This window comes from uncultured Tateyamaria sp. (genome assembly GCF_947487805.1).
Lineage (GTDB): Bacteria > Pseudomonadota > Alphaproteobacteria > Rhodobacterales > Rhodobacteraceae > Tateyamaria.
Genome location: NZ_CANKXW010000002.1, coordinates 85,501 through 97,672 on the forward strand (window position 1 = coordinate 85,501; position 12,172 = coordinate 97,672).

A 12,172-nucleotide genomic window follows, 5' to 3' on the forward strand; every position below is an offset into this window, starting at 1 on the left:
TGCGGGCTTATCCGCAGATCACCGGGTCAAGTCAAGGGCCAAAGCGGCTAGAGTTCGTTTTGCGGCATCAACCGTCCTGCGGCCTGCCCAAGCCCGTAGGACAGCGTCACATAGCTTTGGCCAAAGGCGACAAACAGCGCGTCATCCACCGCCTGACCCACATCCGTTTCCCAGAACGCTGTCAGAACCGCCACTTCGTCGGCAGTCATTGCCGATTGCGTCAGCGCGTAATAGCCACGCAGCCACCCTTCGGTTTCGGTGGCAATGCCTGCGCGCAGACCGTCAAGGTCCGGCATTTCACCCCGCCCCGATCCCTCGATCAGCCCCTCGAAGAAAGCGATGCGGGCATCGACGGCCACATCGGTGTTCCGGTCGATCAGGTCGCGTGTGGCAAGAAAGTCCGTGACCGCGTCTGCCTGTACCGCCGGGGCGGCCCGTGCGGCGGCCTCCACATCCGGGTTGGTAAAGGCTTGGCGCGCCTGCACCTCCAGGTCGATTGCCTTGGTGCCAATGTCACTTTGCAGGAACAACAGCGCCTGAGCCGCAACATCCGGGTCCACTTCCCGCGCCATGCTGGCACGCATTTCCTGCTCCATCCGCGCGGGGTCATACAGACGGCGCACGGTCTCGGCCCAGACATCGCCGCCCTGCCCGTTCAGCATGCCCTGATCGATCAACGCACCGGATTGCGCGCCCTCGCTCGCGAAAATGGCGATGAGTTGCGGCACGCCAAGCGCATCCACCATCGCATCCACATCCGCGGCAACGGTGCTGGCGCAAGCGACCCAGAGGCCAGCCGCGGTCCGTGCAAGCCCCCGCATCACAGTTCCTGACTGGGTTGCAGGCGTTGCATCGCAGTGGCCAACGCCTCAAACCGGTTGGCCATCACTTCGTATTGCACCGCGTTCATCAGGTCATAGACATGGCGCATGCGCGGATGTTCCAGCGCCTCGGCATAGGCCAGCACCTCGGCATCGGAAAAGGATTGGTAGGTATAGGCCGCACCGGTCAGCGCACCCGCCTCGATCTCGGCGGTCATCGCCTCTTCGTCGGCCTTGAAAAGCGCGCGCAGCCCGTCCTCGTCGCGGTGCAACTCGATCACGCCCGCCCCGGCGGCGGCCATGATGAACCGCACCTGCACCTCCACAATGGCCCGAACGGCGGTTCCCGCACTGTCCGAGGCGGCGTTCATCCGGCGGATATAGTCAAGCCGCGGGCTGTCGATACCTTCCAGTGCCGCCACGATGTCCGCGCCGCTTTCCAGCTTGAGGCCATCATCCTCGGTCATGTGCGATGCGTTCTCTGCCACAACCAACCGCTGGCCAAGATCCGAGGCATAGAAGTCCGCCGCATGGGTCAGCATCTCGTCGTCCAGCGTCTCTTCGAGGATATCGAGCGCCATGTCGTGCATGATGTCGGTGGCAAAGACCTCTTCGGTCAGGCGCGCCCACTCTGTGCCAAAGGTTTCGGCCTGCATGCCCAGGATCTGGGGCGCAGATCCGGCGGTCAGGCGGATGCTCTCAAGGGCCACGTCAAATCCCGTAACTTCGAGGAACTCCTCAAGCTTGGTCCGGTCCGCGGCCAGAACAAGTCCCGGCAGGGCCGCCACGAACCACACAGACAACAGACACAGACGTAAAACGCGCATAATGATCCCTTCGGTCAGCCCAGGCCACGTGCAATTCGCGCAGCAGGTCCCTCGTACCGTATGCAATTTGGCCCGCAGGTCCACCAAATTTCCCGTGTGCGTCAGTTTGCGCAAAAACTGCCTTGCCCTCGGACCGCGTTGGTTCTAATTGGGCGCACCAGACCCCCGCGGAGAGGTGCCGGAGTGGTCGAACGGGGCGGTCTCGAAAACCGTTGTGGGTGCAAGCCCACCCAGGGTTCGAATCCCTGTCTCTCCGCCATTTTCGGCTCTAGACGACCATTCCCAACATACTGATAGTAGAACGTAATTCGGCGTTTTCGCGCTTATGTCGGTCCTTAGTCCGCTTGATTTGCTGCACAAACGGTGGGTTCTCCGCCATAAGCATTGCCAAACGAGGCCGTCTCTACCACCTCCGCCGCCGCGTCCCGCGCCGGTATCGGGGTATCGAGCCGCGCGAAACTGTCTGGATCAGCCTGCACACCGACTCGGAGACAGTCGCCCCCAGCAAGGCGGATCGGGCGTGGAGCCAGATGATCGAGGCCTGGGAGGCGCGGCTGGCCGGGAACAGTGAAGATCCAGAGGCCCGCTACGAAGCCGCGCGAGACCTCGCCCGGGAGCGTGGGTTTCGGTATCTGGATGCGGGGGTTGTGGCCAAGCTGCCGATCGAGGATGTAATTGAGCGCGTCGAGGCCATTCCTGCGCCTGCGAACCAGCCCGATGCGGTAGAGGCCGCGGCCCTTCTCGGCACCGCCCCGGAACCCCGGATGTCGATCACCAAGGCACTGGAGCTCTCCTGGGGCCTCGCCAAGGAAAAGACCCTCGGCAAGAGCGAGGACCAGCTGCGCCGTTGGGAAGCGCCGCGCAAGAAGGCGGTGAAGAACTTCGTCGCGGTCGTCGGCGACAAGGAAATCGCCAACATCACCCGCGACGACATGCTGGACTTCCGCCGGCACTGGCTCGACCGGATCGAGGCGGGTGACGTCACGGCAAACTCGGCCAAAAAGGATCTGATTCACCTCGGCGAGGCGACGAGTCCGAGCATCAAGAGTTGGTATCTTGCGCCCAACAATGGGAGCGCAAGATAAAAGAGGTGCGGCAACACGTGCCTCGGTGTCTGATGTTGATGAAGAAATCGCACGACTACCCTCCAACCCTTGCCGCTTAATGGCACCTAAATATTTAATTTAGCGTTAAATTTGACGCCGCCCAAAAACGCCCATTGGAAATGTGCCGCTGAATTATTCCCGCGAAGTTAGTGCGTTAACCGTATCGTTGCCGCATCGCGTACCGGGGTGCGGCTGAATAAAGTTAGTCACAACAATCAGTTGCGGGCCGAATGCGGCACCCCTTTTATCTCGCGCTCCATTGATGCGCTGCTTTCAGGCCATCTCTCGCCAAAACAATTCAGTGAAAGCTAGCTTGAAAGCTGGTCGCCGTGAGCGACACATGCGCATCAAGCGGTGGGCGCAACTCAAAACCCTTGGGCGTTCGTGCGAAGTTCCAAAGGCGAAACAAGCACCATTCCTCGCGCCGTTCATCTGCCACTGCAAGTTCATTGCGCGAGACATGGAACGGCGTGCGTTCCCACCCGTTTGTGGTCTTCACCTCGATGAGACGCTGCCGTCCGTCAGCATCGAAACTGGCAATATCATAGCCCGCGCCATCCCCTTCTTCTTCGGAAACCCAGCGGATTTGTTGCGCCAAGTCCTCCCGCCCTGCTGCAGTCAGAGTGTTACGCTCGTGTTTCAAGACGCGCTCTTCTCCAGCCTTGCCAAGGGCGCGGTTGCGTTCATCCCGCGCGGCCACGTCGAACTTCTTGGCGATGTGGCGCATCTGCTCAAGCTCGTCCGGCGGCGGTTGGTTGGTCAACGTCGGTGCAGGCCCGACCCAGAGTTGCGCCGCCTCGGCCATGCCATCAACGGGCCGGGAAGAGAGGGTGCGGTGCGTCCAGCCGGGGTTAATAGCCAGCCATCGTGCGACGGCGTCGATCAAGCTGGTCTGGAAATTGAAGGCCGGTTTGTACCCGGTGATCCAAATCTTGCCGAGGCCCTTGAGAACGGCACTGATGTTCTGATGTTTGAACTCGACCGATCCGTCCGAGCGGTCGTTCAGGCGCGGTAGAAGCTGCCGCCGATGGGCAGCCTTGTTGTAGGGACGGCCCGCCACATCGTCAGCCAGCATCGCGAAGTAATCCGCGACGATCAGATCATTTTCAGTATCTGTCCACGCTTGGCTCGACATTACGCCAGGCTAGAGGAAGGTTCGGAGTTTGTCACGAAAGCGCGGGTTGCGGACCTTCGGCGTGATCCGCGTCAAAGCCCGCATGGCTGGACGAAGGGTGAATTCGCTGCGTTTGCGCAGAAGGCTGCTTCCACACGCCTTGCAGACCTTCACCTTGGATTGCACACGAAGCAAAAACAACTAGCGGTTAAAACACTGATGCAAAGGGACAATCTTTTCAATTCTCCATCGGTTGCCTCGGCCTAAACCCGTAGGCATTCTTGTACTGTTCCGTAGGTCAGTCGGCAGCAAATGCTTGGTTTGAGGCCATTCCTTGGCATCTATGTTCCACGAACAGTTTCGGTGTCGCAAATGGAAGGCTAATGCGGCAGCCGTATCGCTAGCAATGAGACAGAAATGTCTTACGGAGCCTGAATGACTGCCATGAACCAATCGTCACTCGGCACTGACGGGCACCGGTTCGGTGTCCTGTTTGTCTTTGGCGCTGGCGTGCTTTGGTCGACCGTCGGGCTTGGAATACGGCTGATCGAAGACGCAGTTGTGTGGCAGATATTGCTTTACCGTTCGGTCAGCCTGTCACTTCTACTGTACGTGTTCATTCGCATGCGGTCCGGAGAAAGCCCCTTTGCCCAGATACGCCGCACGGGATTTCCAGCGGTGATCGCGGGGCTGTCGCTCGTTGCTGCCTATTCCGGCGGGATATACGCGATCCAGTCGACGTCCGTGGCAAACGCCATGCTTTTGTTTGCAACAGCACCCTTCATGGCGGCAGTTCTGGGGTGGATTGTCCTGCGTGAACCTGTACGCCTTGCCACCTGGGTGGCGATCGCCGTTGCCATTGCCGGTATCGCGATCATGGTCGCAGATAAATCCGGAGGCGTTGCCTTGACGGGCAGTCTTGCGGCTTTGGGGTCCGCCTTTGGGTTTGCGGTCTTCACCGTGGCGCTTCGGTGGGGGAAATCAGGTGAAATGCTGCCGTCGGTTTTTCTGTCCGGAATATTCGGCATCATCGTGACATCCGGCATATGTCTGTTTTTGGAATTGTCTCTGGTGTTGTCGGTCCGGGATGGCGGCATTGCAATGGGCATGGGGGTGTTTCAGGTCGGCGCAGGGTTGATCCTGTATACTCTGGGGTCTCGCAGCCTTCCCGCTGCGGAACTTGCGCTGTTGTCACTGGCTGAAGTTCTGCTTGGTCCTCTATGGGTCTGGTTGTTTATCGGCGAAACGGCCACGCTGAACACATTGTCTGGAGGCGCAGTTTTGCTTGCGGCCATCGCTGGAAACGCGCTGTCAGGCAAGCGACGCAAGCCGCCGCCGATCACCTCACCATAGGGGATCGGGGACAACTCATTTCTGATGGAGCTGCCGTGGGTGGGTGCGTTGCATGTGTGATCCGATCCATGTGCGCATGATACGTGTTGCTTTTGCGCGGCTTTAGCCCTACGGCTTTATTTCTGGATCGCTAATACGCCGTGAGACAATATTTTTTCGGCCAATCTTGATCGCTCACCTTCTCGTCCAGCGTTGACCCAAGCATTTGCACCCGGGCGACGCTGGTCAGATGACGATAAATTGGCCGCATAGCTGACGACCATTTCTGTTCGACCCTACGATACCGTTGCCAAGATGCTGCCAAGCAGCACCTGTCGCGCTTCTGGTCCGCTTACATTTACAGGATCAGATTTCCCAAATTTTCCATACCCGTTCAATTTTCGGACGACACAACAACCGCCCCCTGATCGGGCTGTGTTTTCGAACTCGATTTGTGCCCTCTCGACGTCTCTGCGCGGTTCGCGCTCAGAGGCACATCATGGGCGTACCGGCGTTGCAACCAAGGGGTTGCAGCGTCGTTGGAGCATGGCCTGAATTTGGATAAACATCTGCTTTTCACCCCCGGCCCTGTGAATGTGGCCGAGACCCTGCATACCGCGATTTGCAAAGAGGATATCTGCCATCGGGAAACTGATTTTGATGCCCTTCTTGCAGGTATTGAGCACAAATTACTCTCCCTTTTTCAGATAAGAAAAAGAGGACGCTACCGCGCGGTGGTGATCACCGGCTCCGGGACAGCGGCGAATGAGGCGATACTGTCCTCGGTGGTCGGAGATGGTGCCATTTTGATCCTGTCGAACGGAGAGTTTGGCGGGCGACTGCACAAGACATCGGTGATCCATGACAAGAAGGCCCATCTGATCGAAATGCCTTGGGGCACCGCCTTCGATGTACCGGAAATCGCAACTTACCTTGCAAAACATAAGATCAACCTAGTGGCCATGGTCCACCATCAGACCTGTTCGGGAATGTTGAATCCGCCGGCGCAGATCGGGGCCCTGGCAAAAGCCAGCGGCGCACTCTTTGTGGTGGATGGGGTCAGCTCGGTTGGCACCGAGGTGATCGACATGGAGGCGTGTCATATCGCTTTTGTGTCCAGTTCCAGCTCCAAGGCCTTGGGCTCCTATCCCGGCCTGTCTTTTGTCGTGGGGCTCAAGAAACAGTTCAAACGGCTCAAACACCACGCAGCCAAGACCACTTACCTGAATCTCGCAACGTTCTACGCATTCCTCAAGACCCACAGTCAGACGCCAAACACACCGGCCGTACCGTTGTTTTTTGCATTGAACCAAGCGCTCACGGACATACTGAGCGAGGGCGTCCTTAAGCGACATGCCCGCATCAAGGCGCGGGCTGATCTGCTGCGGAACGGCATGCGCAGGCTCAATCTCGACTTTTTGGTTGATGAGGCGGACATGTGTTCGATGCTGACGACGGTGCACATTCCAGCATCGGTATCTGTGCATGATCTGCGTGCCCGTCTGCGTGAAAAGTCCATCATCATCTACGAAGGAAAGGGATGCTTTGCGGGCAAGGTTTTTCAGGTCGGTAATTTCGGGGAGCTTGCGGATGGCGACATCCTGTACTTCCTGTCGACCCTCAAGGACGTGTTGCTGACGCTTCAAGCGGATGCGGCAGACCTTGTCACTCCGGTCAGGCTGACGCGCGCGCCCTGCCCTGTTGCCTGTGCCAGTGCCAGTGCCGGTGCCCGCGCGTGTGCGGGTAGTGTCATGAACGATATGCTGACACGCCTGTGGGCGACCAAGACCCGCGATGACGAATGGTGGTCGTCTTTTGTCACGGCACCGATCGCCATCGTTGCCAATTGTGGCGTTGTCGACATCGCTTGGATCACGCCCAACCGGATCACAGCGGCGTCGTTCCTTGTGGCCATCGCGGCAACCGTTGCAATTCTGATCGGAGGGACCGCGTATTTCATCGCGGCGGCCATCCTGATCCATGTCAGCCATATCCTTGATTGCATGGACGGTCAGTTGGCACGCTACAGAATGGTTTCGTCCCCCGTCGGCAGTTATTACGACCGTATCACGGATCAGGTACAGGTCACGTTATGGTTCGGGGCGGCAGGCTTTGCTGCATTTGCGCAGACAAACAGCGTCACGCCGGTGTTTCTGTCGCTGCTCGGCATCGCGTTCTATGGCTTGCGCGGATACGCCAAATACGTGGCACTGGAGATCGAAACGGGACGCAACCCGGATTATCCTGCTCAGATCGCGCAAATGAAACAGGTACAGACCACCTCAGGACCAGGGTTTGGTCTAAAGGCAAATCTAGTCTGGTTCCGGCGAGAACAAAGCAAGGTGCTCGCCTTTGATGAAGGCGTCTTCATCTTCATGCTCTCTGCGGCGCTGATCTTTGATCAACTCATTCCGATGCTTTGGGTGTTTGCGGCAAGCCAGGTGTTCTTGGGCCTCTACAAATCATGGCTTCGCGGAAAAAACATCGACGAAAATCTGAGGGTTCCAACGCAAAAATAGCCCGCTTCGACGCGGCTCATTCAGGATTGAAGCATAATGAAATACGAAAAACACCGTGCACCGGTTGCCGTCATTCTGGCCGCTGGCATTGGCTCGCGCCTCAGCCCACTGACCGACAGTTGCCCCAAAAGCCTGCTGACTGTGGGCGGATCGATCATCCTTGAACGCATGATCCGCAATTGCCTGAGCTGCGGAATGTCGCAATTCGTTCTGGTTCTGGGTCACCGGGCTGATGAGATTGAGAAATTTGTAGACAAGGCATTTCGCGGCATCCGTGTCACCTATGTGATCAACGACCGATACCGCGAGACGAACACAGGCTACTCCCTGATGCTGGCGGCCAAAGCGATTGGCACAGCTGAGTTTGTCAAATTCGATGCGGACGTCGTGTTTGATGTCAAAATCCTGCGCCAGCTTTTGGACAGCGACCACGCAAACGTCTTGTGCATTGACCGCAACATCGCGCTTGAGGACGAAGAAGTTAAGGTCATCGCAGACGAACAGATGCAGGTCCTTGAAGTTGGCAAGTCCGTCGATCCGAAGCGCGCGTTGGGTGAATCAATCGGCATTGAGAAGATCAGCGCCGGTACGGGTGCACTGCTGTTCGCAGAGCTTTCAGAAATGATGGAGAGCCGTGGAAACCTTCAGGCGTATTACGAGGCGGCTTACGCGCAATTGGTCGACAAAGGTACGCAGTTCCATGCTCTTGATATCAGCGGCCTGGACTGGACGGAGATCGACACAGCCGAAGACTTTGTCGCTGCAAATGCGATGTTCAGCAGCCCTGTCACTACCATATCCCGTGGCCAGCAAAAGGTGCTGGACGAGGCTGTGGAAGAAGCGGCCATTCAGACGCACGTCTGATGCATCTACTGCCCTGCGCCGCAATTCCGGCGCGCGGTGTACGGCGCAGTGAAGCCCTTGCCATCCCGGCACAGGATCGCTGCATTTGAAAGGACCTCTCATGGCCAAAGGCAACAACAGCAAACGTGGCAACAAAGAAGCCAAAAAACCCAAGCAAGAGAAACCAAAGGTTTCTGCGACGGCCAATTCTCTGGCTGGAAAACCCGCGCTCGCAATTGGCGGCAAAAAGGTAAAGTAGCCGGAACGTTTCGGATTTCGTCCGTCTGAGGTATTCAGCTTGCTTTAGTTGCGCACCTTGGCACGGGCGGCGTCCGAGACTTGTCCCAAAACGCCTATAATTTAGATTTGGAAGACCCAATGAGCGAAACAGAAGAGTCCGGCACAAAGATTCACTATATCTGCCAGACATATATTGCCAAGACGACTGCGCGGGGGCAGCAAGGCCCCCTGAAAATCGACAAGCAGTTGCAGTATTCTACGCCCCGTGAAGCTGAAGAGCGGGCAGAACGGGAATTTCGCGCGGAAAATTGCGTCGGTGCCGATGCCTATATGGTGGTTGAAGACAGCAGTAGCGGCGAAGTAGGAGACCCTACATTTTTAGTGAGACTTGGGTCTGTTCCTGAGCAGGATTGACTTCAAAACCGCGCGTGCATTGAAGAACAAAAGTTGGCCCACAGGCATTTGCCTGCGGGCCAGTGGTTCGCGATTTACATCATGCCTTCCATACCCTCCATGTCGGGTATGCCGTGGCGGTTCGGCTTGGCGGGTTTGTCCGCCACCATCGCTTCGGTGGTGACCAGCAGGCCTGCAACCGATGCGGCATATTCCAACGCAATCCGAACGACCTTGGTCGGATCGATGACACCGGCCTTCAACATGTCGCCGTACTGGTCCAGTTGTGCATCATAACCAAACGTCTTGCTGGTGTTCTCAAGTACTTTTCCAGCAACGACTGAGCCATCGACACCGGCGTTTTCAGCGATCTGGCGCAACGGGGCCTGAAGAGCTTTGCGGATGATCTTGATACCCGCATCCTGATCCGCGTTTTCTCCTTTGAGACCTTCCAGAACCTTGCCTGCATGGACAAGTGCAACGCCACCGCCTGGTACGACGCCTTCTTGTACAGCCGCACGTGTTGCGTTCAAGGCGTCATCAACCCGATCCTTGCGCTCTTTCACTTCGATCTCGGTCGCACCACCAACTTTGATCACCGCAACGCCGCCCGCCAGTTTGGCCAGTCGCTCTTGCAGTTTTTCCTTGTCGTAGTCTGAGGTGGTCTCTTCGATCTGCGAACGGATTTGGGTGACACGCGAAGCGATAGCTTCTTTGTCACCTGCTCCGTCGATCACAGTTGTAGTGTCCTTGGTGATTGTAATCTTCTTGGCATCGCCAAGCATGTCCATCGTGACGTTTTCGAGCTTGATGCCCAGTTCTTCGGAAATCACCTGTCCGCCTGTCAGGACGGCAAGATCTTCCAGCATCGCCTTGCGGCGATCCCCGAAACCGGGCGCTTTGACACCGGCCACTTTCAGACCACCGCGCAGTTTGTTCACAACAAGGGTTGCGAGTGCTTCGCCGTCAATGTCCTCGGCCATCACCAAAAGCTGCTTGTTCGCCTGCATGACAGCCTCAAGCAGCGGCACCATGGGGGACAGAGACGTCAGCTTCTTCTCGTGCAGGAGGATCACGCAGTCCTCCAGGGTCGCCGTCATCTTGGCGGTATCCGTGACGAAATACGGGCTGAGATAGCCACGATCGAACTGCATGCCTTCGACCACTTCGGTCTCGGTCTCCAGCCCTTTGTTCTCTTCGACAGTGATGACACCTTCGTTGCCGACCTTGGCCATGGCGTCCGCGATCTGTTGACCGATAGCAGCTTCACCGTTTGCCGAGATGGTGCCGACCTTGGCGATTTCGGCCGTATCGCCCACTGGCCGCGACATTGCCTTTACTTCCGCCGCAACGGCGGTGACCGCTTTGTCGATACCGCGTTTGAGGTCCATCGGGTTCATGCCCGCTGCGACTGATTTCATGCCTTCTTTGACAATGGCCTGAGCGAGAACCGTGGCGGTTGTTGTGCCGTCGCCTGCCTCATCGTTGGTGCGCGATGCAACATCCTTGACGAGCTGTGCGCCCATGTTCTCGAACGCATCCGAAAGCTCGATTTCCTTGGCGACCGTAACACCGTCCTTGGTGATGCGTGGCGCACCATAGGACTTGTCGAGAACCACGTTGCGGCCCTTGGGGCCAAGCGTGACCTTGACGGCGTTTGCGAGCGTATTGATGCCTTTGAGCATGCGGTTACGGGAGTCCGTGCCGAATTTGACGTCTTTTGCAGACATGTCGGGATTCCTAAATGAAAAATGGGGGAGGGTTCAGCGTCGTTCAGGCCATAATGCCCAAGATGTCGCTCTCCTTCATGATCATGAGGTCTTCACCGTCAATCTTGATCTCTGTACCGGACCACTTGCCGAACAAAATCTTATCGCCAGCTTTGACGTCCATTGCGATACGCGCGCCAGCATCGTCCTTTGCACCTGCGCCAACAGATACCACTTCGCCTTCTTGTGGTTTTTCCTTGGCGGTATCGGGAATGATCAGACCGCCTGATGTCTTTTCGTCACTTTCAATGCGACGAACCAGAACGCGGTCGTGGAGTGGGGTAAACAACATAGATATGCTGCCTTTCAAGATTTACGGGGGTGGATGGCGTGCGTAGGGACACATTGGCACTCGCCACACCTGAGTGCCAATACGACTGAGATGGCTATCGTTGAGGTCGGCTACAATAGACTAGTCGTAAATATTTTAGGGCCTAGTACAGAGTTGGACGCGCCCGACCATTGATCTCTGCAGCCGCTCCAGGCCGCCGTCACCTCATCAGCCGCCAGCAATCTCTTTCCACTTAAAGAGCAGGGTACTGCTTTGGATTTAGGTCGTATTCCCGCGCTTTGGTCGAAAATGGATAAGCATGGCGTGCAAAATGACCTGCATTGTCGAGTACAATTCAGGACAAGGGGCTTAGCAGGTGAACGTACATTCTATTGACGATGGATTTACGCCTGCCGAATGCAGCGCAATCGTCAACGCCATGGCATCAGCTCCAGCGAGAGAAGCTTTGCTTGTCGGCCAGAACCGGGATCATAATCTGCGCCGCGCCAAGCTCGTTTGGCTGGATGAGATCGACGGCATGGCGTGGGTCATGGAGCGACTTATCGACGTTGTGAGAACCTCAAACCGAAACTGGTTCGACTTTGATCTCAGAGAATTTGCCGAGAGCCCACAGGTTGCCAGCTACGATGCCACGGATGGCGGTCATTTTACATGGCATTCCGACATCGGTGATGGCCCAATGGCACAAAAACGAAAACTGACATTGGTCGCGCAGCTTTCCAAGCCCGGAAGCTATGATGGCGGTGATCTGGAAGTTATGCCGGGCGCGCACATTATCGCGGCAAACCGGACGCAGGGGTCTATCACTATTTTCCCAAGTTTTCATCTGCATCAAGTGACGCCTGTGTCACGAGGCACCCGACATTCTTTAACCGTCTGGGCGCACGGCCCTAAGTTTCGGTAGATAGAAGAACGT

12 protein-coding genes and 1 tRNA gene are annotated in these 12,172 nt (G+C 57.1%); 8 read left to right on the forward strand and 5 right to left on the reverse strand.

Going from position 1 to position 12,172, the window contains the following annotated elements; all coding sequences use genetic code 11:
- Positions 1 to 47: 47 nt before the first annotated feature.
- Both Q0949_RS06090 and Q0949_RS06095 read right to left on the reverse strand, forming a co-directional pair.
- Positions 48 to 821, reverse strand: a complete 774-nt coding sequence (locus tag Q0949_RS06090; protein WP_299369705.1) for a DUF2059 domain-containing protein — start codon at positions 819 to 821, stop codon at positions 48 to 50.
- On the reverse strand, positions 821 to 1,648 hold the full coding sequence (locus Q0949_RS06095) for a DUF2059 domain-containing protein (protein ID WP_299369707.1): 828 nt from the start codon (positions 1,646 to 1,648) through the stop codon (positions 821 to 823). The genes Q0949_RS06090 and Q0949_RS06095 overlap by 1 nt, the downstream gene beginning before the upstream one ends.
- A gap of 169 nt (positions 1,649 to 1,817) precedes the next feature.
- On the opposite strand from Q0949_RS06095, the gene Q0949_RS06100 reads away from it, so the two are divergent.
- Together Q0949_RS06100 and Q0949_RS06105 are read left to right on the forward strand one after the other, a co-directional pair.
- Positions 1,818 to 1,907, forward strand: a tRNA-Ser gene (locus Q0949_RS06100).
- Positions 1,908 to 1,992: 85 nt separating this feature from the next.
- Positions 1,993 to 2,733, forward strand: a complete 741-nt coding sequence (locus tag Q0949_RS06105; protein ID WP_366524006.1) for a DUF6538 domain-containing protein — start codon at positions 1,993 to 1,995, stop codon at positions 2,731 to 2,733.
- A gap of 319 nt (positions 2,734 to 3,052) precedes the next feature.
- On the opposite strand, the gene Q0949_RS06110 is transcribed toward Q0949_RS06105, so the two are convergent.
- A complete protein-coding gene (locus Q0949_RS06110; protein ID WP_299369710.1) occupies positions 3,053 to 3,889 on the reverse strand; it encodes a DUF3883 domain-containing protein in 837 nt (278 codons plus the stop codon).
- Positions 3,890 to 4,303: 414 nt separating this feature from the next.
- Here Q0949_RS06110 and Q0949_RS06115 point away from each other — a divergent pair, with 414 nt between their 5' ends.
- The 5 genes from Q0949_RS06115 (at position 4,304) to Q0949_RS06135 (ending at position 9,216) form a co-directional block, all read left to right on the forward strand.
- Positions 4,304 to 5,221, forward strand: a complete 918-nt coding sequence (locus Q0949_RS06115; RefSeq protein ID WP_299369712.1) for a DMT family transporter — start codon at positions 4,304 to 4,306, stop codon at positions 5,219 to 5,221.
- Positions 5,222 to 5,739: 518 nt separating this feature from the next.
- Positions 5,740 to 7,719 carry an aminotransferase class V-fold PLP-dependent enzyme gene (locus Q0949_RS06120; protein ID WP_299369714.1) on the forward strand — a complete coding sequence of 660 codons (1,980 nt, stop codon included), beginning with the start codon at positions 5,740 to 5,742 and terminating at the stop codon, positions 7,717 to 7,719.
- A gap of 36 nt (positions 7,720 to 7,755) precedes the next feature.
- On the forward strand, positions 7,756 to 8,583 hold the full coding sequence (locus Q0949_RS06125; protein WP_299369716.1) for a phosphocholine cytidylyltransferase family protein: 828 nt from the start codon (positions 7,756 to 7,758) through the stop codon (positions 8,581 to 8,583).
- A 100-nt stretch (positions 8,584 to 8,683) separates the two neighbouring features.
- Entirely contained in the window at positions 8,684 to 8,821 is a 138-nt protein-coding gene (locus tag Q0949_RS06130; RefSeq protein ID WP_298938032.1) for a hypothetical protein, read from the forward strand.
- 119 nt (positions 8,822 to 8,940) lie between these two features.
- Positions 8,941 to 9,216: a hypothetical protein gene (locus Q0949_RS06135; protein WP_299369718.1), complete on the forward strand. Its 276-nt coding sequence runs from the start codon at positions 8,941 to 8,943 to the stop codon at positions 9,214 to 9,216.
- A gap of 74 nt (positions 9,217 to 9,290) precedes the next feature.
- Here the strand turns inward: Q0949_RS06135 and groL are convergent, their stop codons facing one another.
- A complete protein-coding gene (groL, locus tag Q0949_RS06140) occupies positions 9,291 to 10,925 on the reverse strand; it encodes a chaperonin GroEL (RefSeq protein WP_299369720.1) in 1,635 nt (544 codons plus the stop codon).
- A gap of 43 nt (positions 10,926 to 10,968) precedes the next feature.
- Entirely contained in the window at positions 10,969 to 11,256 is a 288-nt protein-coding gene (locus tag Q0949_RS06145) for a co-chaperone GroES (RefSeq protein ID WP_299369722.1), read from the reverse strand.
- A gap of 355 nt (positions 11,257 to 11,611) precedes the next feature.
- On the opposite strand from Q0949_RS06145, the gene Q0949_RS06150 reads away from it, so the two are divergent.
- Entirely contained in the window at positions 11,612 to 12,160 is a 549-nt protein-coding gene (locus Q0949_RS06150; protein ID WP_299369724.1) for a 2OG-Fe(II) oxygenase, read from the forward strand.
- Positions 12,161 to 12,172: the final 12 nt, after the last annotated feature.

Bases quoted from the DNA above. Each gene is read 5' to 3' on its own strand.
- groL (WP_299369720.1), bottom strand. From the start codon at position 10,925: ATGTCTGCAAAAGACGTCAAATTCGGCACGGACTCCCGTAACCGCATG.
- Q0949_RS06090 (WP_299369705.1), bottom strand. From the start codon at position 821: ATGCGGGGGCTTGCACGGACCGCGGCTGGCCTCTGGGTCGCTTGCGCC.
- Q0949_RS06095 (WP_299369707.1), bottom strand. From the start codon at position 1,648: ATGCGCGTTTTACGTCTGTGTCTGTTGTCTGTGTGGTTCGTGGCGGCC.
- Q0949_RS06145 (WP_299369722.1), bottom strand. From the start codon at position 11,256: ATGTTGTTTACCCCACTCCACGACCGCGTTCTGGTTCGTCGCATTGAA.
- Q0949_RS06115 (WP_299369712.1), top strand. From the start codon at position 4,304: ATGACTGCCATGAACCAATCGTCACTCGGCACTGACGGGCACCGGTTC.
- Q0949_RS06125 (WP_299369716.1), top strand. From the start codon at position 7,756: ATGAAATACGAAAAACACCGTGCACCGGTTGCCGTCATTCTGGCCGCT.
- Q0949_RS06130 (WP_298938032.1), top strand. From the start codon at position 8,684: ATGGCCAAAGGCAACAACAGCAAACGTGGCAACAAAGAAGCCAAAAAA.
- Q0949_RS06110 (WP_299369710.1), bottom strand. From the start codon at position 3,889: ATGTCGAGCCAAGCGTGGACAGATACTGAAAATGATCTGATCGTCGCG.
- Q0949_RS06135 (WP_299369718.1), top strand. From the start codon at position 8,941: ATGAGCGAAACAGAAGAGTCCGGCACAAAGATTCACTATATCTGCCAG.